We start from the raw sequence: 25,496 nt of genomic DNA, 5'->3' as shown, positions 1-25,496 counted from the left end.
GTGCCGAACCCGTTTCCACCCGCCAGCTTAGGGCGCCGCCACCGCCGCGGTCACCTCCACTTCGAGCACCGCCCCGGGCAGGAAGAGCCGCCCGACCTCGACGGTGGTGCTGGCAGGCGGGGGCGTCGAGGTGAAAACCTCATTCCGGACCTTGGCGTACGCGGCCAGGTCGTCGAGGCTCGTCATGAACGTCCGGATGTGCAGTACGCCGTGCAGGTCAGCACCGTGCGCAGCGAGCAGCCGGCCGATGAGATCGAAGATCTGCTCCGCTTGGCGGCCCGCGTCCCCGGGGGCGACCACCGCGCCGGCGTCGTCGACGGCCACCTGGCCGGAGAGCATCAGCAGCGCCCCGCCGCCGGTCAGGTCGACCCGGGCCACGTGCGCGAAGCGGTCCCCGAACGGCGCAGCCACGCCGTGCGGATTGTCCAACATGGTCTTCATTCGGTCTCCTCGATGTCGCCGGCGGTAATCGCTGCGCTGTTCGCGGCGATCGTGGTTGCGGTGGTGGCGTGGCTGGTGGCTCTGTCCGGGGTGATGAGGGTTGCGATGTCGGCTGTGGGGTTCCGGGTTGCGCGCAGGACGTGCGCGGTGGCGGCCAGGAGCGGGGCGGAGGGGAGTTCGGTGAGGGCGAGGCCGGTGTCCTTGGCGGCGAGGGCCAGGGGGAAGTCGGCCCCGGTTGCCAGGGCTCGGGGGACCGCTGCGGCGAGGGCGCTGGAGCCCACGACGTCCCAGGCCGTTTCCCGGTCGACCCCCACGGCTGCCGCGAGCGCCATGACGTCGGCGAGGGCCGCGATCCCGGTCACCAGCGCGGCGTTGAGCACAAGCTTCACAGCCGACCCTGCCCCCACCCCGCCACATCGCCGAACCTCCCCGAGCTCAGCCAGCACTGCCGTAACCGCCCCCCACTCCTCGGCCCCACCACTACCGACCCGCCCCTCACCGCCTGCGGAGGGCCCGTCTACGCCCTCGCCCAAGCCGCTCGAGCCCAAGCCGCTCGAGCCCAAGCCGCTCGAGCCAGAGCCCCCTGCGCCGAGCAGGATGGTGAGCGAGCCTGACTCGGCGGCGGGGACGCTGCCCTTGACCGGGGCGTCCAGCAGCGGAACCGGGCACCGGGCGGCCAGTGCGCGCACCTCGTCCGGGGAGATGGTGGACATCTGCAGCACCACGCTGCCCGGTTGCAGGGCCGGGGCGGCGCGGGTCAGGACCTCGTCGACGGCGGCCGCGTCCGTCACCATCACGATGACCACCTGGGCGTCGCGGACCGCGTCGGCCGGGGACGTGGCGGTGTGGACCCCCGATCTGTTCCACACCGTCACGTTGTGGCCGCGGGTGGTGAGACGGCGGGTGATGGCGGTGCCCATCCGGCCCGCGCCGAGTACGGCTACCGAGATCATGCGGCGACGGTATCGAGCGCGGCTGCCATGCCACCAGCGAATGTTCTGCATGGACGACATGCGTGACTAGCATGCGTACCGTGCAGACCGATTCGTTGGATGTGTTCCGGACCGTGGCTCGGACGGGGTCGATCACCGCGGCTGCGCGGGCGCTCGGGTTCACGCAGTCGGCGGTGTCGCGGCAGATCGCGGTGCTGGAGGGGGAGGTCGGGGAGCGGTTGTTCGAGCGGGTGGCGCGCGGGGTGGTGCTGACCGATGCGGGAAACAGTCTGCTGCCGCATGCGAGTGCCGTGCTGGACCGGCTGGCGACCGCGCGGGCCGATCTCGCCGCGTTGCGGGGGCTGGGCGGTGGGCGGGTGCGGGTCGGGGCGTTTCCCACGGCGGTGGCGGCGCTCGTGCCCCGGGCTCTGGCGGCTCTGCTCCGGGCGTACCCGAAGATTGAGGTGCAGTTGATCGAAGGCCGGACACCTGCGCTGCTGGAGCGGTTGCAGTCGGGCGAGGCCGATGTCGTGGTGATCAGCGGGCCGCCGCCGGCCGCCGCCCGCCTGACCCTGCGGCACCTGCTCGACGAGGAACTCCTGGTGGCGGTTCCGGCCGGGCATCGCCTGGCCGGGCGCAAGTCCGTGCGGCTCGCGGAGCTGAGCGACGAGGCCTTCATCGCCGGCTCGGCCACGGCGGAGGACGAACTGCTGCGCGCGACCCTACCGGCGGGGTTCCGGCCCCGGACCGGCATCGTCGCCGCGGAATGGACGGGCAAGCTCGGGTGCGTCGCCGCCGGCCTGGGGGTCGCTCTGGTCCCGGCCCTGGCGCTGCGCGCCCGCCCCGGCGACATCTCACTGCTGCGGATCCACCGCGATGATGCATCAGTACGCCGGGTGTACGCCGCCACGACGAGAACACCATCCCCGCCCGTAGCCGCCGTGCTGGACCATCTGTCCGAAACAGCCCAGCAACTCGCCCGCTGAGGAGCCACCATGCCGTACGGAATCGTCCTGCTCCCCGACCCAGCGACCAGCGCGACCCTCACCGCCCTCGCCACGACGATCGGCGCCGCCGCGGGCCCGCTCAACCTGGCCGGCCCGAAGGCCCCGCCGCACGTCTCGGTCCTGCACATCGACACCGAGGACCGCGCGCCGCTCGACGCCTGGCTCCACGCCCACCCCGGCCCGCTGACGGTGAAGATCATCGGCCTGCTGTTCGCCGCGGTCCCGGCGGGCGACTACTACGTGCCCACCGGTGGCAGCTATTTTGGTCTGGAGATCGTCCGCCGGCCCGACCTCGACGCCCTGCACAGCAGCGCCCTGGCCCTGCCTGCCGGCCCGCCGCTCGGCAACGTCGGCCCGGACTTCCGCCCGCACATCACCCTCGGCATGGTGTCGGGCACGCCCCACCTGCCGGATCTCGCGACGATCCCCGCGGGGGAGCTGACGCTGACCCCGGTGGTGGGACGCATCGGCCCGTTCGGCAGCTTCCCCGGACTGGCCCCCTGACCCGCTATCCGGCCAGCTGCTGCACGGTGTCGTACGACGGCGTGCCACAGTCGGTGGTGACGACAGGAGGGGACCGGTGGGGGAGATGGTCGAGCAGCTGGTTTCCCGGACGGACGTCGCCTATCAGCGGTGGCTGGCGGGAGTCTCCGGCGATGTCGCCGCCGACACCACGGGACTGTCCGTTTTCTGCTGGGAATCCGTGCTCGAGCGCAACACGACCTACGAGGTCGGCGAGTGGCTCCCCGGCTACCTCATGATCGCCCAGGAAGGCGATCGGGGATTCTTCCTGAGGTGCGACGGCGGTGGAGGTGGCGACAGCGACGGCGGGCCGGTGTTCTCGGCCGATCTGGGTGCGCTGGGCTCGGTTGACCCCGAAGTCGTTGCTCCTGCGTTCGAGGTGTGGCTGCGTGCCGGTTTCACCCTGCCGCCCGATCCGGAGCCGGACATGCCGCTGATCGCTGACGTCTACATAGACCGGATGCCGGTTGGTGCAGTCGCGCTGCTGCTGCGCGCGAGGAAGCTGCTGGGCGCGGATTGGCGGGTCGCGGATCTCAAGGGCATGCTCGCCACCCAACCGTTCCTGGCGGCGGGATCAGCTCGTCCGTACCAGCTTCGGCATGCCCTGACGTCCGTCTCCGAGCTGCAGCAGCATCTGTTCTATGCCACTGATGACGGCCTGAAGGCGGTGTGGGCCGACCAGCAGCCTCGCGATCGGTGAAGCCTGCTCGTCGCGTGGGCGGGCGCCATGCTCGTGGCCGGGATCGCGGTGGCCGCCGAGCGGATCCGGCGCGATCCCCGCCGCGGACGTCCGTCCGCGCGGACAGGAGGCACCGCGCATGTTTTGATCTTGCGATGACTTCTGATGCGCCCGGGTGGGACGCCATCGATGCCCGGCTCGACGAGTTCTATCCCGGGGTCGCGCCGAAGCATTTCGGGACGTTGCACCGGTTTGCGCTGGGCGGTCCGGACCCCCTCGACGGCGTGAGCTTTTACCCGCGGGACGAGCCGGTTCCCCACTGGCACATCGTCGGCTACGGGATGAGTGAGTTGTACTCGACAGACGCTGGGGACTGCGACATCTCCGGGTGGGGGTTCGAGTTCACCTTCCGGGTGAGCCGCGCGGCCGACGACACCGAGCCGCCCGTCTGGGCTGCGAACCTGCTGCAGAACCTCGCAAGATACGTGGAGTCCAGCGGCAACTGGTTCGAGCCGGGCCATCACATCGACGCCAACGGGCCGATCCGGCAGGAGTACCCGACGGCCCTGACGGCGCTGGCGTTCGCCGAGGACCCGGAGCTGCGGACGATCGACACCCCGCGGGGGCGGGTGCAGTTCCTGCAGGTGGTGGGCCTGACCGGCGAGGAGTACGCCGCGGCCCGGCAGTGGGACACCACCGGGGTGCTGGATCTGCTCGCCGAGCGGCAGCCGCTGCTGGTCACCGATCTTGATCGGGCGCCGATCACGGACGACCCGGCGGTGCGGGACGCGATCGGTGCCGGGCGGGCGAGGGACGGCTCGTCGACCGGGCTGTTGCTGGTGGCCGGGTTCGGGTGGTCCGATGAGGGGGACATGGTCCGGTTGACCTTCGAGGCCGTCACGGCCGGCGCGGTGGCTCAGGCGGTGCGTGACCGGCTGCATCACGGGCGCGATCTGATCATCGATGGTGACGGTGTCCGGGTGCTGCTGCGTGGTGCCGAGGCGTTCGATGTGCAGCGGACCGTCGACGGTGGGCTCGACGTGGATCTGCCCGCGGCGGCGGTGCTCGCGTTGCCCAGTGTGCTGGTGGCGGGGAGCCGGGCGCTGGCGGGGACGAGCGGGCTGATCGTCGAGGTGGTGGAGTAGGGCGGGGCCGCCAACCCTGCCCAACGAAGGGTCCGGGGCGGGGTGACGGGTGGGTGGACAGGCTTGCGCTTCGCGGATATTCAGGCGTACGCCCATTGCTCGTCCGCCGTGCCGGGGCGACCATCGTGACACCCTGCAAGCGAAGTTCCGGTGAGCGAGAGGATCCGACACCCACGTGCCGCCCACCCCAGAGCCGGACGACGACGACGGGACCGCCGCGGCGGATCTCAGTGGCCGGCGTGTCGGCAGCTCGTACGTGCTGATCTGCCCGGTCGGGCGGGGCGCCACCGGCACCGTGTGGCGGGGGCTGGAGAGCGCGACCGGTGATCAGGTCGCGGTGAAGCTGCTGCACGAGGGGTTGCTGCGGCAGCCGAAGCTGGTCAGCCGGTTCGTGCAGGAACGCTCCATCCTGAAGATGGTGCGTCATGAGCACGTGGTGGGGGTGCGGGACCTGTTCAGTGTGGGGGAGTCGTTGGGCCTGGCCATGGACTTCGTCGCCGGGGGGAGCCTGCGGGAGCGGCTGCGGCGCGAGGGCACCCTGGAGCCGGCCGAGGCGGCGCGGCTGCTGGCCCAGGTCGCGGCGGCGCTCGCCGTGGCGCACGGGCTGGGGGTGGTGCACCGCGACGTCAAGCCGGACAACATCCTGCTGCAGACCGAAGGGGACCGCGAGGATGTGCGGCTGACCGATTTCGGGATCGCCCGGGTGCTGGACAGCCCCGGCGTGACCAGCTCGCACGCGGTGGTCGGCACCCCGCACTACATGGCCCCGGAGGCGATCAGCGGCGGTGAGGCCGCCCCGGCCGCCGACGTGTACGCCCTCGGCATCGTCCTGTTCGAACTGGTCTCGGGTCGCACCCCGTACGCGGGGGAGCCGTTCGCCGTGCTGCGCGGCCACCTCGACGAGCGGCCGCGGCGCCCGGTGGGGATGGCCGACGCCGTCTGGGCGGTGATCGCCCGCTGCCTGGACAAGGATCCGTCGCGCCGACCCGAGGCGACCGCGCTGCGCGACAGTCTCGTGCGCCTGACCCGCGAGATGGAGGGTGTGCCCGCGATGCCCGCCCCGGGCAAGCGCGAATCGGCCCGGCCCGTGGATCCGAAGGACCAGGCCAAGCGCCGCCCGCAGAACCGCCCGCACGACTGGGCGTGGGGCCGCCGCGGCTTCCTGGTGCTCGTGCTGACCTGCGGCCTGCTCACCGCGGGTGTCATCGGCTCCCGTGCTCCGAGCAGGAGGGACGCCGCCGCGGCCGGCAAGGGTACGCAGACCAGCGCCGCCTGGCAGTGCGGGGACAGGTTCACGAGCGGGGAGCCGGGCCATCCGCTCATCGCCCAGCCGTGTCACGCGCTCGGCGTGGTCGTGCGGGTTGCCGGGCACCTTGCCGCCCCGCCCGGCGTACGCGCCGATGTGGAACTGAGCGTCCGGGAGGCAGTGGTCGGCGGCGCGGTGGTGGCCGGCCCGCACACGTGCGAGGACCTGACGTTCACCGGCCTCGACCCGCGCAGGGACTGCGGCCCGGCGACACTCGACGTGCCGCACGGTGGCCGCTACGTCGTGACGCTGTCCTGGCATTACACCGGAGCGAAGATCATTTCCGGGGGCAGCGGCGGGCGGACCGAGGGTGTCCCTTTCGACTGGTAATGATTACCGGGAGATTTCGGTGATGTACCGGTAACCATTGCCAGGGGTATTGCAGGGCATCTATGGTTGGCAACCATCCACCGTCATTACCGAGCCCTGTTACCCGTCCGCTTGTCGAAGCGCTTCGACGGCATCTCACCTGGTCTTACTGTTCACACCCTTTCCCGATAATTCACGGGGAAAGGGTGATTCCGCATGTCCTGGCGAAGGAAAAGATCATGCGAAAAACCCTGGCCGTTCTCGCCACCGCCCTGCTGGCATTGCCGTTCGTCCCGGGGCAGGCATTGGCCGCCCCGGCCTATCCGTTCCAGAATCCGCGGCTCAGCATGGAAAGACGCACCGCCGACCTGGTCGGCCGGCTGACCCTCGACGAGAAGATCTCGCTGCTGCACCAGTACCAGCCGGCCATCCCCCGGCTCGGCATCAAGCTGTTCAAGGCCGGCACCGAGGCGCTGCACGGCGTCGCGTGGTCGAACGACATCGACAACAACGGCGCGGTGGTCACGGCGAACGGCACGTCGTTCCCGCAGCCGGTCGGCCTCGCCAGCACCTGGGACCCCGCGCTGCTCGAACGCGTCGGGGACGTGGTCGCCGACGAGGCGCGCGGCTATCACGCGCAGAACGACCGGGTGTGGGGGCTCAACCTCTGGGCGCCGGTCGTCAACCTGCTCCGCGACCCGCGCTGGGGCCGCAACGAGGAGGGCTACTCCGAGGACCCGCTGCTCACGGGCGCGATCTCCACGGCGTACGGCAACGGCCTGGAGGGTGACGACCCCCGCTACCTGAAGACCGCCCCGACGCTGAAGCACTACCTCGCCTACAACAACGAGAAGGGCCGCGACGTCACGTCGTCGAACGTCCCGCAACGGGTGCTCAACGAGTACGACCGCGCGGCGTTCAAGCCCGCCCTCGAGGCCGGTGCCGCGACCGGTGTGATGGCGTCCTACAACCTGATCAACGGCCGTCCCGCCACCGTGGACCCCGATCTGGGCACCCTGGTCCGGTCGTGGAGCGATCAGCCGCTGTTCAACGTCAGCGACGCGTACGCGCCGTACAACCTGACCGGTTCGCAGAAGTACTACGCGACCCAGCCCGAGGCGAACGCGGCCGTGATCAAGGCGGGTCTGGACAGCTTCACGATCGACGACGGCAACGGCACCCCGACCGTGACGTCGATCAAGGCGGCGCTCGCGCAGGGGCTGCTGACCACCAGGGACATCGACGCCGCGGCGGGTCACGCTCTGAGCATCCGCTTCCGGCTGGGGGAGTTCGACCCCGACGGCGGACCGTACGCGAGGATCGGCGCCGACGTCATCAACGCCCCCGCCCACCAGGCCCTGGCACGCGAGACTGCCGCCGACGCCATGGTCCTGCTCAAGAACGACCGCAAGGCACTCCCGCTCGCGACCGGCAAGGACGTCGCGGTGGTCGGCCCGCTCGGCGACGTGCTCTACAGCGACTGGTACGGCGCCCATCTGCCCTACCAGGTCACCGCCGCCGACGGGATCCGCGAGCGCGCGAAGAGCGTCACGACCAGCGAGGCATCCGACCGGATCGCGCTCAAGGACGTCGCGACCGGCCGCTACGTGACGTCCACGGGCAGCACCGACACCACACCCGTCTCGGTCACCGGCACCACCGCGGACGCCGCCGCCCAGTTCGACGCCGTCGACTGGGGACAGGGCGTGAACACCCTGCGCAACGTCGGCACCGGCCGCTACCTCGGCTACAACTGGGGACCGTTCATCACCCGCGACGAGCAGCCCAACGGCTGGTACGTCCAGCAGCAGTTCAAGCTCGAGGCGCAGAGCGACGGCACGTTCGTCATCCACTACGCGGGGTACGAGACGCAGGAGAGCTGGTTCGGCGCGAACACCTACGTGACGGTAGGCGCCGACGGCGCGCTCACGCTGGGCTCACCGGACGCCGCGGGCGCCGCGCACTTCACCAAGGAGATCCTGTCCAGCGGCATCGACCAGGCGGTCGCGGCGGCGAAGAAGGCGGACACCGCGGTGGTCGTGGTCGGCAGCATGCCGTTCATCAACGGCCGCGAGGCGCACGACCGGAGCACGACGGCGCTCGGCGAGGGCCAGGAGGCGCTCGTGCGCGCGGTGCTGAAGGCGAACCCGAACACCGTCGTCGTGCTGCAGACGAGCTACCCGGACTCGATCACGTGGGAGCAGGAACACGTCCCGGCGATCGTCTGGACGACCCACGCCGGTGCCGAGACCGGGCACGCGATCGCCGACGTGCTGTTCGGCTCGGTCAACCCGGCCGGGCGGCTCACCCAGACGTGGCCGCGTGACGACTCGACGCTCCCGGCCGACCTCAACCAGTACGACATCATCAAGACCGGGCAGACTTACCTCTACAGCAAGGACAAGCCGCTCTACCCGTTCGGCTTCGGCCTCTCCTACACCGATTTCCGCTACTCGAACCTGCGCGTGAACGGCACCACGGCCACCGTCGAGGTGACCAACACGGGCAAGCGGGCCGGCGACGAGGTCGTGCAGCTCTACACCCACCAGCGCACCTCCCGGGACAAGCAACCCCTCCAGCAGCTGCGCGCCTTCGACCGGGTCAGCCTTCAGCCCGGACAGAAACGTACGGTCACCCTGCACTTCGATCGTGCCGACCTCGCCCACTGGGACGTCACCCGCGAGCGCTGGGTCGTCGAGGACGCCACCCACGACATCCTCGTCGGGTCGTCCTCGGCGGACATCCGCGCCCGCGGCACCCTGCACGTGAACGGCGAGACCATCCCCGTCCGCGATCTGACCCGCACCACCAGGGCGGAGGCGTTCGACGACTACAGCGGCGCGGCGCTCGTCGACGAGTCCAAGGCCCGCGGCACTGCCGTCGGCGCGAACACCGACGGCGACTGGGTCTCCTACAAGCGCGCGACGATCGGGTCCACCTTCACCGCGAAGGTCGCCAAGGAGTCCGCGGGCACCGGCACGATCCAGATCCGGCAGGGCTCGGCGACCGGCAAGCTGCTCGGGACGGTCCAGGTGCCGAGCACGGGCAACCGCTACACGTACGTCAGCACGTCCGCAAAGATCGCTGCCGCGCGTGGCGACGTCTACCTCGTACTCAGCGCGGGGGTCCGCCTTGCCGAGTTCCGGGGGCGCTGACATGCGCAGACTCTTCGCGGTGCTGCTCGTGGCGATCCTGGGCGTGACCGGCTTGTCGAGCCCCGCCCAGGCCCGCGACAAGCATCGGGTCAGCTATGACAACTACTCGATCACGCTCGACGGGAAGCGGGTGCTGCTGCAGGCGGCGGAGTTCCACTACTTCCGGCTGCCCAGCCCCGACCTGTGGCGTGACGTGCTCGAGAAGTACCGGGCGGCGGGGTTCAACGCCGTGTCGATCTACTTCAACTGGGCCTACCACTCGCCCAAGGACGGCGTGTACGACTTCACCGGCGTGCGCGATGTCGAGCGCTTACTGCGTACCGCCGAAGAAGTTGGCCTTTATGTGATCGCCAGGCCGGGGCCGTACATCAATGCCGAGACCACCGGGGGTGGGTTTCCCGCCTGGCTGAAGCGGGTGCCGGGGCGGGCGCGCACGAGTGCGCCCGGCTACACCCGTGCCTACCGGGACTGGTTGAACCACATCAACCCGATCATCGCCCGGCACCAGGTGACCCGGGGCACCGGCTCGGTCCTGCTCTACAACGTGGAGAACGAGTACCAGGCGAACACCGACGCGCAGTACATGGAGGACCTGCAGACCAAGGCGCGCGAGGACGGCATCACCGTGCCGATCACCACGAACGTCTGCTGCGACGCGGGGGACTGGGCGTCGACGTGGGGATCCGGGCAGGGCGCCGTGCAGATCCCGGGCGTCGACGACTACCCGCAGTCGTTCGACTGTGCCAACGCGGACACCGTGTGGGGGCCGTGGGGTGAAGGTGTCACGGAGCGGATCCGCGCCGACGCGCCCGGCTTCGCCGCGGAGTACCAGTCCGGGGCGATCGACCTGAACGACGCCGGTTACGACAAGTGCCGGGAGCTGACCGGGCCCGCGTACATGAAGTACTTCCACAAGAACAACCTGATCGAGAGCGGTGCCACGGCCTTCAACTACTACATGGGCTTCGGCGGCACCAACTGGGGCTGGCTCGCGCAGCCCAACGACGTCTACACCTCCTACGACTACGGCGCGGCGATCACCGAGGCGCGCCAGCTGACCGCGAAGTACGACGAGTTCAAGCGGCAGAACTACTTCCTGCGGGCGCTCACGCCGCTGACGAAGACCGATGCGGTTGCCGGGCCGGCGTCCAGCAACCCGGCGCTGCTCGCGAAGACAAGGACCAATCCCGACACGGGTACGCAGTTCGTGCTGCTGCGGCACACCGACCGGGCGGCGCTGACCGACGACTCGGGCACGCTCGACTGGGCCACGCCGGACGGGCGGTTCGCGGTGCCCGTACGCCTCATCGGCCGCGACGCCAAGGTCCTGGTCGCCGGGTACGACCTCGGCGGGCAGCGGCTCGCGTGGTCCACGTCGGAGATCATGACCCACGAGGCGATCGCGGGCCGTGACGTCGCCGTTCTCTACGGCACGGAGGGTACGGCCGGGGCGACCACCCTGCGCTACTCGTCGAAGCCCCGCGTCACCGTGCTGGACGGCTCGGTGTCGTCCACGTTCGACAACGGGAACCTGACGCTCGGATACACCCACCGCGGGCTGGCCCGGGTGCTGATCACCGGTGGCGGGCGGCGGCCGGCGTTGCTGCTCATCGGCACCGACGCGACCGCGGCGACGTTCTGGCGGGCCGACACCTCGGCCGGTCCGGTCCTGGTCCGGGGCACCTCGTTGCTGCGATCGGCTTCGGTCTCCCGTGGTCTGCTTTCCCTGCGGGCTGACACGACTGAGGCTACCCCGGTGGAACTTTTTGGACAATTCGGCCGCGTGGTGGTCAACGGGCGCCCGCTGTCGGGCCGCGCCACGTCCTCCGGCTCCGTCGTCGGCGTCCTGCCCGGACCGGAAAGGGTCACTCTGCCGGCGCTTCGTGGCTGGACGAGCCGCACCGAGGGATACGAGGCCCAGCCGGGCTTCGACGACTCGGCGTGGAAGGTCGCCGACGCCGGGCTCGCGTCCGACGACTACGGCTTCCACAGCGGCGCCGTCTGGTACCGGGGCAGGTTCACCGCGACCGGCACCGAGACCACGATCGACACCAACGCGATCACGGGGCGCCGGGGCACGTACCTCGTCTGGCTCAACGGCCGGTTCCTCGGCTCGGCGGCCGGCGGTGTCGAGGCGGACGCCGAGGCCCCGCAGAACCCCGATCCCGGGCCCGGGCACTTCGCCGTCCCGGCCGGGGCGCTGAAACCCGGCGCGAGGGCGGTCGTGTCGGTGCTCGTGGAGAACATGGGCAACAACGACGACTGGACCGTCGACGACAACCGGTTCCGCCAGCCCCGCGGCCTGATCCGGGCGTCGGTCGGCGACACGCCGGTCACCTGGCGGATCCAGGGCGCACAGGGCGGCGAGGACCTCGTCGACCCGGCCCGCGGCCCGCTCAACACCGGCGGCCTCTACGGCGAGCGCCACGGCTGGACCCTGCCCGGCCGGCTCGACTGGCCGGCGGCGAACCCGGCGGTCAAGCCGGGCGTCACCTGGTTCCGGACCGGCTTCACGCTGGACCTGCCCCGCAAGCAGGACACCTCGGTCGTGCTGCGGTTCCCGGGCACGCCACCGGCCGGGCAGCGCATCCAGCTGTTCCTCAACGGCTGGAACCTCGGGCACTACGGAGGCAGTATCGGCCCGCAGACCGATTTTGTCCTCCCCGCCGGGGTGCTGCTGGAACACGGCGCGAACACCCTCGCGCTCGCGGTCGTCGCCGACCAGCCGGGGACGATCGCCCCACCGGAACTGGTGACCGCGGGCACGCAGCGTGGCGGAGTAACCGTGACTCCGGTGACCGGTCGTTAGGATGCGGTCGAACGGTTGGAGCTACGGGGGAGGGACGATGCCGACGATCAGCGACGTCGCCCGCGCCGCCGGCGTGTCGATGAGCACGGTTTCCTACGTGCTCAGCGGCCGCCGGCCCATCTCCGCCGAGACCAGCGCCCGGGTGCGGGCCGCGATCGCCGAGCTCGGCTATCACCCGCACGCCGGGGCGCGGGCCCTGGCCAGCAGCCGGACCAGCGTCCTGGCCCTGGTGGTGCCGCTGCGGGCCGACGTCAACGTCCCGGTCATCATGCAGTTCGTGACCGCCGTCGTGACCGCGGCCCGCCGCTACCACCACGACGTGCTGCTGCTGACCAAGGACGAGGGCACGGCCGGGCTCGAACGCGTCGCCGGGGCCACGATGGTCGACGCGCTGATCGTCATGGACGTCGAGGGCGACGACGTGCGGATCCCGGCGCTCGGCCGGCTCAAACAGCCCTCGGTGCTGATCGGGCTGCCCGACGACCCCGCCGGGATCGCCTGCGTCGACCTCGACTTCGCCGCCACCGCCCGGGAATGCCTGGCGCACCTCGCCGGGCACGGGCACCACCGGGTCGCGCTGGTCGGGCCGTCGCCGTCGGTCTACGAGCGCGGCACGACGTACGCCCAGCGCTTCCTCGACGGGTTCACGGACGCGTCGGCCGAGCTGGGCCTGGAGACGGTCGCGCATTCGTGCGAGCCGGGCGCGGACGGCGTACGCGACTGCCTGGCCTGGATCGACTCCGAACTGCCGGGCACCACCGCGCTGGTGGTGCACAACGAGGATGCCCTGGTCCCGCTGCTGGACGAGCTGCGGGCCCGGGGCCGGTCGGTGCCGGGGGACCTGTCGATCGTGGCGGTCTGCCCGCGGGACGTCGCGACGTCGCTGCCCGTGAAGCTCACCTCCGCCGACATCCCCGCGCACGATGTCGGCACCCTCGCCGTCGAGACCGCGATGGCTCTGCTCGAGGGTCGCAAGGCCCCGGGGACGCGGCTGCTGCCTCCGACGATCATCGAACGGGACAGCTGCGGCCCGCTGTCGTAAAGAAACCTTTCATTTCGGGCTGAGAAATGTCTTCGTCACACTGTTGACATCGACGGGACGTGAAACCTAGCGTCTGCCCCAGCCCTAATCGTCGAAGCGCTTCGACGATCACTTCGCGAAGCGCTCCGACGACCCCGGACGCCACCCCCTGGGAGACACGGCATGTTCAGACCACGATTTCTCAGCGCCGCCGGTGCGCTGCTCCTTACCGCCAGCCTCGCCCTGACCGCCTGCGGAAGCGACGGATCAGGCGATGAGGGCGCCGACGCGAAAACCCTGACCCTCTGGCATTACGAGGGTCCCAACAGCGCCATGGGCGTCGCCTGGAACAAGGCCATCGACCTGTTCAAGGCGAGCCACCCCGGCGTCGAGGTGAAGTTCGAGGAGAAGAGCTTCGAGCAGATCCAGCAGAACGCCGGCATGATCCTCAACTCGGACAGCGCCCCCGACATCCTCGAGTACAACAAGGGCAACGCGACCGCCGGCCTGCTGTCCAAGCAGGGGCTGCTCACGGACCTCACCGAGGAGGCCACGTCGCGCGGCTGGGACAAGAAGCTCTCCGCCAGCCTGCAGACCACCGCCAAGTACGACGAAGACGGCATCATGGGCAGCGGCAAGTTCTACGGCGTGCCCAACTACGGCGAGTACGTGATGGTCTACTACAACAAGGACCTGTTCAAGAAGTACAACATCGCCGTCCCGACCACGTACGCCGAGTTCACGGCCGCGATGGACACGTTCGTCAAGAACAAGGTCACCCCGCTGTCCGTGGGCGGCGCCGAGTACCCCGCCCAGCAGATCTTCTACGAGCTCGCGCTCTCCAAGGGCGACCGGGCCTTCGTGGACGACTACCAGCTCTACAAGAACAAGGTGGACTTCCACGGCCCGCAGCTCACGTATGGCGCGCAGACGTTCGCCGACTGGGTGAACAAGGGCTACATCGCCAAGAACTCCGCCGGCATCAAGGCCGAGGACATGGGCGTCGCGTTCGAGCAGGGCAAGTTCCCGATCCTGTACTCCGGCAGCTGGTGGTACGGCCGGTTCAACGACGAGATCAAGAACTTCGACTGGGGCACGTTCCTGTTCCCGGGCAACACCCTGCACCCCGGTTCCAGCGGCAACCTCTGGGTCGTCCCGGAGAAGAGCAAGGCCAAGAAGCTCGCGTACGACTTCATCGACATCACGATGCAGCCCGAGGTGCAGAACCTGCTCGGCAACAACGGTGGCGTCCCGGTCGCGGCGGACCCCGCGGCGATCACCGACCCGAAGAACAAGGAACTGATCGACAACTTCAACAAGGTGTCGGCCGCTGACGGTCTCGCGTTCTACCCGGACTGGCCGGCCCCCGGCTACTACGACGTCATGGTCTCCGGCGTCCAGGGTCTGATCAACGGCTCGAAGACCCCGGCCGCGTTCCTCGACGAGGTCGCCAAGCCGTACAACGAGAATCTGGCAGATCTCGGAAAATGAGCGTACGCAAGGGAGGCCGGAACTCCGGCTACGGGCTGTATCTGATCCCGGGGGTGCTGGCCTCCCTCGCGGTGATCGTGGTGCCGCTGGTCATGACCGTCGGCGTCAGCTTCACCAAGTGGAACGGCGTCGGCGACCCGACATGGATCGGCTTCGACAACTACACCCGGCTGTTCCACGACGACCTGTTCTGGGCGTCCTTCGGGCACATCCTGCTGCTGATCGTGGCGATGGCGGTGATCCCGACGTTCGTCGGCCTGGTCCTCGCCGCGGTCCTGTTCGACTATGTCGCGAAGGTCCTCGGCGACCGCTGGGCCAAGCTGTTCCGCTCGGGCTACTACCTGCCGCAGGTGCTGCCGGTCGCGGTCACCGGCATCATCTGGGTCTGGATCCTGCACCCCAGCTTCGGGGCGCTCAACCAGATCTTGGACACGATCGGGCTCGGCTCGCTGAGCCGCGACTGGCTCGGTGACCCGAAGTATGCCCTGTTCAGCGTCATGGGCGTGATGATCTGGTTCCAGTTCGGCTACCCGATCGTCATGTTCATGTCCGGCCTGCAGCGCGTCGACCCCGAGCTCTACGAGGCCGCCGACCTGGACGGCGCCGGCTGGTGGCAGCGCTTCCGGCACATCACCGTGAAGATGATCCGCCCCGAGCTCTACGTCGTCCTGGTCACCACCACGATCGCGGCCCTCAAGATCTTCGGCCAGGTCTTCGTCCTCACCGGCGGCGGCCCGAGCAACGCCACCATCGTCCCCTCGTACTTCGCCTACAAGAACTTCTTCGAAAAGGCCCAGGTCGGCTATGGCTCGGCGATCTCCACGGTCCTCACCGTGATGATCATCGTGCTGGCGATCATCTTCCTGCGCCTGCAGAACCGGAGCCGGGTATGAGCGTTCTTTCTGACGTCAAGACGGCTGGACCTGCTCTCGATCCGGTTGTTTCCAAGGCGAAGAAGCACCGCCGGCCCGGGCGGTGGGTCGTGCTGGCCGTGCTGCTGGCGCTGTTGCTGCTCGTCGTGGCGCCGATGCTCGTCATCATGGTGAACGCGTTCAAGACGCCGTCCGACTATGCGAGCAACGGCCCCCTCGCGCTGCCCGAGTCGATCAGTTTCCAGGGCATCATCGACTTCTGGAACCGGATCGACTTCAGCCGCAAGCTGCTCAACAGCCTCGTCACTAGCCTGTCGGTCGCGGTGCTCGGCGTGCTGCTGTCGGTGCTCAACGCCTACGCGCTGGGCATCGGGCGGGTCCGCGGCCGGATCTGGTTCCTGGTGTTCTTCCTGGTGGCGAACCTGTTGCCGCAGGAAGTGCTGGTCTACCCGCTCTACTACATCTCCAAGGAGCTGCACCTCTACGACAGCCCGATCTCGGTCATCATCATCTTCACGGTGATCCAGAGCGCGTTCGGCACCTACCTGCTCACCTCGGTCTACGAGGAATTTCCCCGGGAGCTCCTCGACGCCGCCGAGGTCGACGGCGCCGGCCGGTGGCGCACCCTGTGGCGTGTCGTCGTCCCGGTCAGCCGCCCCACGCTCGCCGTGCTGTTCACGTTCTTCTTCATCTGGACGTGGAACGAGTTCTTCCTGCCCCTGATCTTCCTGGTCTCCAACGAGAACCAGACCGTGCCCGTGGCCCTCGGGGTCCTGCAGGGCGACCGGCTGATGGACGCGACCGCCACGAGCGCGTCCGCCCTGGTCGGCATCCTGCCCGCCCTGCTGTTCTTCCTGATCTTCCAGCGCACGCTGACCCGCGGCATCACCGCCGGCGCCATCAAGTAAAGGACCCCCGCCTCGATGAAATTCACCGATGGTTACTGGCGTAAGCGGGACGGGCTGACCGTCCTGCACCCGGCCCAGCTGCAGGACTCCCGGGTCGACGGCTCCTCCCTCACCGTCTTCGCCTCGGCCAGGCGGGTGCAGACCCGCAGCGACACCCTCGACGCCCCGGTCATCACGATCACCTGCACCGCCCCCGCCCCGGACGTCATCCGCGTGACCATCAACCACTTCGCCGGCGAGCGGCCCAAGCTGCCCAACTTCGAGATCGCCTCGGTTGACGTCTCGCCCGTCGTGGACGAGAACTCGTTCACCTCGGGAGCCCTCACCGCGCGGTTCACCCCGGGCGACAAATGGGGCCTGGACTTCGTCGCGGACGGCAAGCGGCTCACCGGCTCCGGCTGGAAGGGCATGGGCATCGTCGACACCCTCGACGGCGAGCACTACGTGCACGAGCAGCTCGACCTGGGCGTCGGCGAGGCGGTCTACGGGCTGGGCGAGCGGTTCGGCCCGCTCGTCAAGAACGGCCAGAGCATCGACATCTGGAACGAGGACGGCGGCACCAGCAGCGAGCAGGCCTACAAGAGCGTCCCGTTCTACCTGACCAACCGCGGTTACGGCGTGCTGGTCGACAACCCGGGCCGGGTCTCCTTCGAGGTCGCCTCCGAGGTCGTGTCCCGCACCCAGTTCAGCGTCGAGGGCCAGTCCCTGTCGTACCTGATCATCTATGGCCCGACCCCGGCCGACGTCCTGCGCAAGTACACCGCGCTGACCGGCCGCCCCGCCCTGCCCCCGTCCTGGTCCTTCGGCCTCTGGCTGACCACGTCGTTCACCACGTCCTACGACGAGGAGACGGTCACCGGTTTCGTCGACGGCATGGCCGAGCGTGACCTGCCCCTGAGCGTCTTCCACTTCGACACGTTCTGGATGCGCGAGTTCAGCTGGTGCGACTTCGAGTGGGACCCGCGGATCTTCCCGGACCCGCCGGGCATGCTCAAGCGTCTCGCCGACCGCGGCCTGCGCACCTGCGTCTGGATCAACCCCTACATCGCCCAGCGCTCGTCGCTGTTCGCGGAGGGCATGGCCAACGGCTACCTGGTCAAGCGCGCCGACGGCGACGTCTGGCAGTGGGACCGCTGGCAGGCCGGCATGGCCCTGGTCGACTTCACCAACCCCGAAGCAGCCGCCTGGTACGCCGGGAAGCTCAGGACCCTGCTCGAGATGGGCGTCGACGCGTTCAAGTCCGACTTCGGCGAACGCATCCCCACCGACGTGGTCTGGCACGACGGCTCCGACCCGTCGCGGATGCACAACTTCTACACCCAGCTCTACAACAAGTGCGTCTTCGACGTCGTCAAGGAACATCGGGGCGAGGGCGAGGCGGTCCTCTACGCCCGCTCCGCCACCGTCGGCGGCCAGCAGTTCCCGGTCCACTGGGGCGGCGACAACTCCGCGACGTACGAGTCGATGGCCGAGACACTGCGCGGCGGCCTGTCCCTGGCAGCGTCCGGTTTCGGCTTCTGGAGCCACGACATCGGCGGCTTCGAGGGCCTGCCCGACCCGGCCGTCTTCAAGCGCTGGATCCCCTTCGGCCTGCTCTCGTCGCACTCCCGCCTGCACGGCAACCACTCCTACCGGGTGCCGTGGCTCTTCGACGAGCAGTCGGTCGACGTCCTGCGCGAATTCACCCACCTCAAGCTCACGCTGATGCCCTACCTCTTCGCCGCCGCCCACCAGGCGCACGAGGAAGGCCTGCCGGTGCTGCGCCCGATGGTCCTCGCCTTCCCGGACGACCCGGCCGTCACCCACCTGGACCGGCAGTACCTGCTCGGCGGCGACCTGCTCGTCGCACCGGTGTTCAGCACCGAGGGCGACGTGAGCTACTACGTCCCCGCCGGCCGCTGGACGAAATACCTCACCGGCGAGGTGATCGAGGGCCCGCGCTGGGTCCACGAGACCCACGACTTCCACAGCGTGCCGCTGCTGGTGCGCCCGGGCGCGGTCCTGCCCGTCGGCTCCCGCACCGACAAACCCGACTATGACTACCGCGACGGGGTGACACTGCGCCTCTTCGAACCCGAGAACGGCACTCACCGCGTACGCGTGCCGGGATCTGACGCCACCGAATTCACGGTGACGGTCACGGACGGCGCGGTCCACGTCGAGAGGTCGGGGGAGTCCCTCCCCTGGGCGGTCCAGCTCGGCACCGCGGCCCCGGTCGCCGCCGAAGCCGCCACATCATCGCTCGACCTGAACCGCTGACCGGCTGACCAGCTGACCGGCTGACCAGCTGACCGGCTGACCAGCTGACCGGCTGGCCCGCTGATCCGCTGACCGGCTGACCGGCTGACCTGCTAGTGCTCTGACCGGAAACGTTGGCCGGGTTGGGTGACACGCCGGTCGTGGTTCGTGGTGTGGGGTGGGTCGCGGGTCAGGCTGTCGTCATGGCAGATCCTGTTCGGGCACGGCGGCTCACCGAGGACGAGGGCCGTCGATTACAACAGATCGTGCGGCGTCAGACCGGATCACCGATCCGGCTGCGCCGGGCGATGGTCATCATGGCCTCGGCCAGTGGAAACACCGTTCCCGCGATCGCTCGTCTCGTGCAAGGTGACGAGGACGCGATCCGTGAGGTGATCCACCGGTTCAACGAGATCGGGCTGGCCTGCCTGGACCCTCGGTGGGCGGGTGGCCGTCCCCGCCGAATCAGTGAAGACGACGAAGCGTTCATCGTCGAGATGGCCCGCACCAGACCACAAGCCCTTGACCAGCCATTCACCCGGTGGAGCCTGCGCAAACTCTGCGACTACCTGGCCCATAACCGTGGTCATCGCCGGGTGGGCGTCAGCCGCGAACGGCTGCGGGAGTTCCTGCACCACCACAAGATCAGTTTCCAGCCGACCAAGACCTGGAAGGAATCCAATGATCCGCAGATCGAGGCGAAACTCGCCCGTATCGAACACGTGACCAGCCATTTCCCGGACCGGGTGTTCGTGTTCGACGAGTTCGGGCCGTTAACGATCCGCCCGCACCTCGGCGCCTCCTGGGCCGAGCAGGGGCATCCGGACCGGCTCCCCGCGAATTACCACAAACTTTGTGGGGTCCGGCAGTTCCATGCCTGCTACTCCGTCGGCGACGACACCCTGTGGGGCGTCGTGCGAGCCCGCAAATCCGCGGACAACACCCTCGCCGCCCTCCAGTCGATCCGCCGGGCACGCCCGGACGGGGCACCGGTCTATGTCATCCTCGACAACCTGTCCGCGCACAAAGGCTGGAAGATCCGCAGCTGGGCGGCCCGCAACAAGGTCGAGCTGTGTTTCACCCCGACGTATGCGTCGTGGGCGAACCCGATCGAAGCGCATTTCGGGCCGCTACGCACCTTCGTCGTCGCCGGCTCGAACCACCCCAACCACCTGGTCGCGATCCGCGCCCTGCACAAATACCTGCGCTGGCGAAACGCCAACGCTCGCCACCCCGACGTCCTGGCCGCCAAGCGCCGCGAACGAGCCCGTGTCCGCAGCGAACGCCAACACCGGTGGGGCCAAACCGCTGCCCGCGCGGCCTGACCACCGACCCGGCCAACGTTTCCGGTCAGAGCACTAGCCCGCTGACCGGCTGACCTGCTGGCCGCTGGCCTGCGGCTGTGGGGAGTGCTGCATCGTGCTCCCCACGGCCGCGGCGCGCTCGGCCGGAACGGTGCTGGGAAGAGCACTCCGCTGCGGCATCTTTCGTGTCAGAGCCCGTTCAGGACACGAGCGAGTGCCGACCGGCCCACCGGCCCCCAGTTCAGCTTGCCGCCGGGCAGGCCGCGGTCGCCGTTCTGACCCATCAGCATCAGGAACAGGCACTTCATGACGGCCAGCCCGCGCGCCCGCCGGATTGTCGCCTCGTCCGCCCGGGCGTAGCCGTCGAAGAACCGTGAAGCGCGTCCCTCGGGCAGCAACAGCCAGGCAGCTCCGAGATCCCACGCAGGATCGCCGGCGAATAGCGCGCCGAAGTCGACGATGCCCGCCAGCGTGCCACCGGTGACGACGACGTTCGCGGGATGCAGGTCACCGTGCACCCACACCGGCGGTCCCGGCCACTCGGGTGTCGCCGCCGCGTCGTCCCACACGGCCCGGACGTCGTCCTCCGCGAAGCCGTCAAGGTCCACGGCCCCCAGGAAGCGCTCAAACCCACCTCGGGAGTCCTTCGGGTGGGTGCCGAAGTCCGACGGGCCCGGCGCGTCGGCGGGCGCCTCCACGTGCAGCGCCCCGAGGAACGCCGCCAGCACGTCAGTCGCGTGGTCACCGCGGACGATCGCGGCGTGGTCCAGGGGCATGCCCTCGACCCAGGTCATCACCGTCCACATCTTGGGGAAGCGCTCGGACGGCGTGCCGCTGCGCACCGGAACCGGGATCGGAAGCGGCAGGCGTGGGGCCAGCACCGGCAACCAGCGGCGCTCCTTGAGCTGCGGATCGGGGCTCGTGTCCATCCGCTGCATCCGGACGGCCAGGTCGTCCCCGAGGCGCCACATCTGGTTTCCCCAGCCGCCCGGCACCTCGCGGAGGGGCAGATCGGCCAGGTCCGGATGCTGCTCCCGGAGCACGTCGCGAACCAGATCCTCGCCGACCTCGACCCCGGACTCCATCACGGGAGCCACGGTACCGACGTCGGTGCTCGCGCAATAGCCGTCGAGGAATCATCGGGTCGAAGACCTGTGTATGGCAGGTGGCCGAGGCTCATCATGCTCTCCTCCCGCGCGGGCGGGCCGTCGTTTCGCTGGATTCAACCTTGCCGTCTCCCCTAAGGGGAGAGTCAAGCGTCCGGGCCAAAACAGGGATCATCACCGCCGCGGGGACGAGATGCAGCCCCAGCAGGACGGTGACGGTTACGGCGTCCGCGCCGGAGACCAGGGGCGGGAGCAGGGAGATCACGGTCAGCGACACCGCCGTCCATACGAACCGAGGAGCAGGGCGGGCGCTCCACCGGAGAAACGCGGCGGCGAGGACGACGCCGACCAGTGAGAAGAAGGCGGTCACCACGGCGAACCCGCCCAGCGGGATCGCCTCGCCTCCGTCGGGGATCTCGAAGTCGACGCCGGCGGCCCCGGCGAGCGCGGCGGTGAGGGTGGTGGCAGCCACCGCGGCGAGTGTGGCGACGAGTCCGGTGACGGCGAGTCTCATTTCGTGCCGTCCGCGGGCAGATGGTCCGGCAGGCCGAGAACCGGGAACCGGTCGTCGTGAAAGATGAAGACCTCGGTGATCGCCCCGCCGGAGATGCGCAGGACGTCGATGGTCAGCGGCAGGAAAGCGCCCGACTCTTCCTGCCACAGGTAGAAGGCGACGGCGGGCTGCCGGTTCACCGACGTGGCGACGGCGCGCAGGCGTCCCAGATCCTCGAAGCCGTCCCCGGCCCAGTCGCTGATCACCGCGTCGCGGCCGAGGTGCAGGCCCGGCGTCGGCGGCATGGCGGAACGGGCGTCGGCGCGCAGCAGTGCGGTGAGCCCGGCGATGTCCGTGGCCACGCTGGCGTCGGTGAAGCGGCGTACCAGCTCGCGCGTACCGGAGTCCTCGCCGCAGGCCCAGTCCTGCCGCTCGGCGGGCAGGTGTTCGCGCATGCCGGCGCGGGCCCGTTGCAGCGCGCTGTTCACGGAGTTGACGGTGTCGCCGAGCAGGTCCGCGACGTCCTTCGCCGGCCAGCCGAGCACGTCCCGCAGGATCAGCACGGCCCGCGGGCGTGGTGCGAGGTGCTGGACCGCGACCACGTACGCCAGCTCGATCGTCTCCCGCGCGACGGCCATGGTCTCCGGCTCGTCCGCGTCCGCCGCGGGCAGTTCGTCGAGCAGCCGGTCGGGGTAGGGCTGGAGCCACAGCACCTCACCCCCGGTGGCGGGTTCCGGCCGGCACTTGGCGAGCAGGTCCAGGCAGGCGTTCGTGGCGATCCGGTACAGCCACGCCCGGACCGTCGACCGGCCCTCGTACGTCTCCCGCCGCCGCCAGGCCCGCAGGAACGTCTCCTGCACGGTGTCCTCGGCGTCCTCGAACGATCCGAGCATCCGGTAGCAGTGCACGTGCAACTCTCGCCGGTGCCGTTCCGCCAGCCCCGCGAAAGCGGGCTCCTCCAGCAGCATGTCCGCACTCATCACGTCATCCTCGCGTCTCGTCATGTCCCGTCCCAGGTAAGACGGGCCACGGCGCGAAAACTCATCAGACGCTCCGGGCCAGGCGGCGGACGGCTTCGTCCATGCGGTCGGGTGGGGCGGCGGCGTAGGTGAGGCGCAGGTGCGGGGCCGGGGGTTCGGCGGCGTACCAGGGGCGGCCGGGGAAGACCGATACGCCCTCGGCGGCGGCTGTCGTGGCCAGGGCGACGTCGTCCGTGCCGTCGGGGAGCTGAACCCACAGGTGGAGGCCGCCGCGGGGGATCAGCTGCGGGACCAGATCAGGCAGGTGGCGGTGCAGGGCCGTGAGGAGGGCGTCGCGGCGGTCGCGCAGAGCAATCCGGAGGGTACGCAGGTGGCGCGCCCAGGCGGGAGCGGTCACGAGCTCGAGGGTGGCCTGTTGCAGGGGACCGGAGACGTACAGGTCGTCGAGCAGCCGGGCGGAGCGGAGCCGGGCGCCCGCCGGGCCGCGTGCGCCGATCGCCGCAATGCGCAGGCCGGGCGCCGCGGATTTGGTCAGCGATCGAAGGTAGATGACGTGGCCGTCCGGATCGGCGGCGGCCAGCGGGGCAGGGGCGTCGCCGTCGATGGTGAGGTCACGGGCGTAGTCGTCTTCGATCAGAAAAGCGCCTGCTTCGCGTACGGTATCCGCGATCTGAATCCGGCGGTGGGCCACCAGGCTCGCGCCCGTCGGGTTGGCGTGCAGCGGCTGGCAGTAGAAGAGCCGTGCTCCGGTGCGCGAGAAAGCGGCGGCGAGCTGGTCCGGGCGTACGCCATCGTGGTCGGCAGGGACCGGGACCACCCGCAGGCCGGCGGCCCGTGCCGTGGCCAGCGCCCCCAGATAGGTCGGGGACTCCACGAGAAGCGTGTCACCGGGCGCGGTGAGCGCGCGCAACGCCGAGGAGAGCGCGGCCTGCCCACCCGGGCAGATCACCATGTCGTCGGCCCGCAGCCCGGACCCGGTCTCCCGCGCGAACCAGGCGCGCAGGTCGTCGCGGCCCTCGGCGGGCCCACGCTGCCAGGCGCTCGGTTGCCGGGCGGCCCGCGCCAGTGCGGCACCGAGTGCGGCGGTGGGCTGAAGGTCGGCGTCGAGGTAACCGCCGGTCAGCGGAATCGCGCCCGGACGCGGTAACGCCAGTAACGCCTGCATCTCCCGCTCGCCCGGCTTGCGGGCGCCGAGCGCGACGGTCTGCCACGACAGATCCGGGGCGTGACCCGCGGCGGGTCGATCGGCCACGAACGTGCCCCTGCCCGGCCGGGCCTCCACCAGGCCCTGCGCCACGAGCTGCCGGATCGCCCCGGCGACAGTGACCGGTGAGGCGTGATGCCGGGCGGTCAGCTCCCGCACCGAGGGCAGCCGTGCACCAGGACCCGCCGCTGCCACGAGCCGACGCAGATCTTGGATAACGCGATCGGCTGCGTTACCGTCATTCATGAGAAGCAAGAGTAGCGCTACAGGCCGGAAAGCGATAACGCTCGGGGCGCTGGGAGTGCTCGCGTTCAGCCTGACGCTCCCCGCCACCCGGGTCGCCGTCCGGGACCTCGACCCGTGGTTCGTGGCGTTCGGGCGGGCAGCCGGGGCGGCGGTGCTCGCTTCGGCGTACCTGTATCCGAACCGGGCCCCGCGGCCTGCCCGAAGCCAGTGGTGGCGCCTGTCGATCGTCGCGCTGGGTGTCATCGTCGGGTTCCCGCTGTTCACGTCGCTGGCGCTGACCACCCAGACCGCTGCCCACGGCGCGGTCGTCGTCACCGTCCTGCCCGCCATGACCGCGATCTTCGCCGTCCTGCGCGCCGGGGAACGCCCGCCGCCGCTCTTCTGGGTCGCCGGCCTGAGCGGCCTGCTGCTGGTGCTCACGTTCCTGATCGCCACCGGCACCGTCCACGGCGGCCTCAACCCCGCGGATCTCTTCCTCTTGGCGGCGGTCGTCCTGTGCGCTCTCGGGTACGCCGAGGGCGGCGCCCTTTCCCGTGAGCTCGGCGGTGCCCGAACCATCTGCTGGGCGCTGCTCCTCGCCCTCCCGGTCACGCTGCCCGTTACCGTCGTCGCCGCGGCGTCCCATCCGCCGCACACGGGGGCTGCCGGCTGGTCGGCGTTCGCGTACCTGACGACGGTCTCGATGTTCCTTGGCTTCTTCGCCTGGTACGCCGGCCTCGCCCTCGGCGGCATCGCCCGCGTCGGCCAGCTCCAGCTCGCCCAGCCGATCCTCACCCTGCTCTGGTCGGCCTGGCTGCTCGCCGAACCCGTCACCCCGGCCACGATCGCCACGGCGGTGCTGGTCCTCGCCTGCGTCGTCGCGATTCAGCGCGCCCGCACCCGGCGCGTTCTGACAGACTCGCGGCCGTGACGGCGCTGGAATTGCCCGAGGGGCAGTGGTGGGACTGGGAGATCATGACGTGGAACGCGGGGGCGCTGACGCTGGCCGCGAGCACGGATCTCACGTACCACCACGGGCTTGAGGTCGTCTTCAGTGATGTGGGGTTCGTGCAGTGCCCGGCGCTGTTTCATCATGCGGTGTTCCGGGAGCCCAGCGATGCCGAGCGGGACTTCGTGCTGCGGCAGGCGGCCGGGGACGCGTCGCTGATCGTCGCGTTCGACCACGACGAGCAGGATGCGGCCGGTCGCGCCTTGTCCGGGCTGATCGGTGCGGGGGATGTGCGGTTGGTGACCGGGACTGCGTACCGATATGACCGGGGTGACCCGCGGAAAAGCTGATCGGACTGTTTGCCGGGGCGCTGTCCGGGTCCAGGATGGAGTGACCGACC

21 protein-coding genes are annotated in these 25,496 nt (G+C 69.9%); 15 read left to right on the top strand and 6 right to left on the bottom strand.

The features are described 5' to 3' along the window. Positions 1-27: 27 nt before the first annotated feature. Entirely contained in the window at positions 28-441 is a 414-nt protein-coding gene (locus Aco04nite_RS11395; protein ID WP_212997157.1) for a RidA family protein, read from the bottom strand. Then, on the bottom strand, positions 438-1,394 hold the full coding sequence (locus tag Aco04nite_RS11390; protein WP_212997156.1) for an NAD(P)-dependent oxidoreductase: 957 nt from the start codon (positions 1,392-1,394) through the stop codon (positions 438-440). Before Aco04nite_RS11390 ends, Aco04nite_RS11395 begins: the two co-directional genes overlap by 4 nt. An 80-nt stretch (positions 1,395-1,474) precedes the next feature. Here Aco04nite_RS11390 and Aco04nite_RS11385 point away from each other — a divergent pair, with 80 nt between their 5' ends. The 13 genes from Aco04nite_RS11385 (at position 1,475) to Aco04nite_RS11325 (ending at position 20,160) form a co-directional block, all read left to right on the top strand. Further along, positions 1,475-2,359: a LysR family transcriptional regulator gene (locus tag Aco04nite_RS11385; RefSeq protein ID WP_212997155.1), complete on the top strand. Its 885-nt coding sequence runs from the start codon at positions 1,475-1,477 to the stop codon at positions 2,357-2,359. A gap of 9 nt (positions 2,360-2,368) precedes the next feature. After that, positions 2,369-2,884, top strand: coding sequence for a hypothetical protein (locus Aco04nite_RS11380; RefSeq protein WP_212997154.1), 516 nt, complete (start codon positions 2,369-2,371; stop codon positions 2,882-2,884). 76 nt (positions 2,885-2,960) lie between these two features. Beyond that, positions 2,961-3,602, top strand: a complete 642-nt coding sequence (locus Aco04nite_RS11375) for a hypothetical protein (RefSeq protein WP_212997153.1) — start codon at positions 2,961-2,963, stop codon at positions 3,600-3,602. Between the two features lie 134 nt (positions 3,603-3,736). Then, positions 3,737-4,726 carry a suppressor of fused domain protein gene (locus Aco04nite_RS11370; RefSeq protein WP_212997152.1) on the top strand — a complete coding sequence of 330 codons (990 nt, stop codon included), beginning with the start codon at positions 3,737-3,739 and terminating at the stop codon, positions 4,724-4,726. 175 nt (positions 4,727-4,901) lie between these two features. Beyond that, positions 4,902-6,362 (top strand): serine/threonine-protein kinase, encoded by a 1,461-nt coding sequence (locus Aco04nite_RS11365; RefSeq protein ID WP_212997151.1) that lies wholly within the window; start codon positions 4,902-4,904, stop codon positions 6,360-6,362. A gap of 218 nt (positions 6,363-6,580) precedes the next feature. Further along, a complete protein-coding gene (locus tag Aco04nite_RS11360) occupies positions 6,581-9,496 on the top strand; it encodes a glycoside hydrolase family 3 protein (protein WP_212997150.1) in 2,916 nt (971 codons plus the stop codon). 1 nt (position 9,497) lies between these two features. After that, a complete protein-coding gene (locus Aco04nite_RS11355; protein WP_212997149.1) occupies positions 9,498-12,305 on the top strand; it encodes a beta-galactosidase in 2,808 nt (935 codons plus the stop codon). Between the two features lie 37 nt (positions 12,306-12,342). Next, positions 12,343-13,347 (top strand): LacI family DNA-binding transcriptional regulator, encoded by a 1,005-nt coding sequence (locus tag Aco04nite_RS11350; protein ID WP_212997148.1) that lies wholly within the window; start codon positions 12,343-12,345, stop codon positions 13,345-13,347. A gap of 162 nt (positions 13,348-13,509) precedes the next feature. Further along, entirely contained in the window at positions 13,510-14,817 is a 1,308-nt protein-coding gene (locus Aco04nite_RS11345) for an extracellular solute-binding protein (RefSeq protein ID WP_203835363.1), read from the top strand. Then, a complete protein-coding gene (locus Aco04nite_RS11340) occupies positions 14,814-15,710 on the top strand; it encodes a carbohydrate ABC transporter permease (protein WP_212997147.1) in 897 nt (298 codons plus the stop codon). The genes Aco04nite_RS11345 and Aco04nite_RS11340 overlap by 4 nt, the downstream gene beginning before the upstream one ends. Continuing rightward, on the top strand, positions 15,707-16,597 hold the full coding sequence (locus Aco04nite_RS11335) for a carbohydrate ABC transporter permease (RefSeq protein ID WP_212997146.1): 891 nt from the start codon (positions 15,707-15,709) through the stop codon (positions 16,595-16,597). The genes Aco04nite_RS11340 and Aco04nite_RS11335 overlap by 4 nt, the downstream gene beginning before the upstream one ends. Positions 16,598-16,612: 15 nt before the next feature. Beyond that, a complete protein-coding gene (gene yicI, locus Aco04nite_RS11330) occupies positions 16,613-18,856 on the top strand; it encodes an alpha-xylosidase (protein ID WP_212997145.1) in 2,244 nt (747 codons plus the stop codon). A 182-nt stretch (positions 18,857-19,038) separates the two neighbouring features. Continuing rightward, positions 19,039-20,160, top strand: a complete 1,122-nt coding sequence (locus Aco04nite_RS11325; protein ID WP_212997144.1) for an IS630 family transposase — start codon at positions 19,039-19,041, stop codon at positions 20,158-20,160. A gap of 167 nt (positions 20,161-20,327) precedes the next feature. Here the strand turns inward: Aco04nite_RS11325 and Aco04nite_RS11320 are convergent, their stop codons facing one another. The 4 genes from Aco04nite_RS11320 to Aco04nite_RS11305 form a co-directional block, all read right to left on the bottom strand. After that, on the bottom strand, positions 20,328-21,224 hold the full coding sequence (locus Aco04nite_RS11320) for an aminoglycoside phosphotransferase family protein (RefSeq protein ID WP_212997286.1): 897 nt from the start codon (positions 21,222-21,224) through the stop codon (positions 20,328-20,330). A 94-nt stretch (positions 21,225-21,318) separates the two neighbouring features. Beyond that, positions 21,319-21,759, bottom strand: a complete 441-nt coding sequence (locus tag Aco04nite_RS11315; protein WP_212997143.1) for a DUF6069 family protein — start codon at positions 21,757-21,759, stop codon at positions 21,319-21,321. Continuing rightward, entirely contained in the window at positions 21,756-22,742 is a 987-nt protein-coding gene (locus Aco04nite_RS11310; RefSeq protein WP_244875890.1) for an RNA polymerase subunit sigma-70, read from the bottom strand. Before Aco04nite_RS11310 ends, Aco04nite_RS11315 begins: the two co-directional genes overlap by 4 nt. Before the next feature lie 40 nt (positions 22,743-22,782). Then, positions 22,783-24,168 carry an aminotransferase-like domain-containing protein gene (locus Aco04nite_RS11305; RefSeq protein ID WP_212997142.1) on the bottom strand — a complete coding sequence of 462 codons (1,386 nt, stop codon included), beginning with the start codon at positions 24,166-24,168 and terminating at the stop codon, positions 22,783-22,785. Between Aco04nite_RS11305 and Aco04nite_RS11300 the strand changes: the two genes are divergently transcribed. Together Aco04nite_RS11300 and Aco04nite_RS11295 are read left to right on the top strand one after the other, a co-directional pair. Beyond that, a complete protein-coding gene (locus Aco04nite_RS11300; RefSeq protein WP_212997141.1) occupies positions 24,167-25,078 on the top strand; it encodes a DMT family transporter in 912 nt (303 codons plus the stop codon). The genes Aco04nite_RS11305 and Aco04nite_RS11300 overlap by 2 nt on opposite strands. Further along, positions 25,075-25,446, top strand: a complete 372-nt coding sequence (locus tag Aco04nite_RS11295; protein ID WP_212997140.1) for a hypothetical protein — start codon at positions 25,075-25,077, stop codon at positions 25,444-25,446. The genes Aco04nite_RS11300 and Aco04nite_RS11295 overlap by 4 nt, the downstream gene beginning before the upstream one ends. The last annotated feature ends 50 nt before the right edge of the window (positions 25,447-25,496 follow it).

It is taken from the genome of Winogradskya consettensis, from assembly GCF_018332715.1.
GTDB lineage: Bacteria > Actinomycetota > Actinomycetes > Mycobacteriales > Micromonosporaceae > Actinoplanes > Actinoplanes consettensis.
This window is presented reverse-complemented; position numbering and strand designations above follow the sequence as displayed.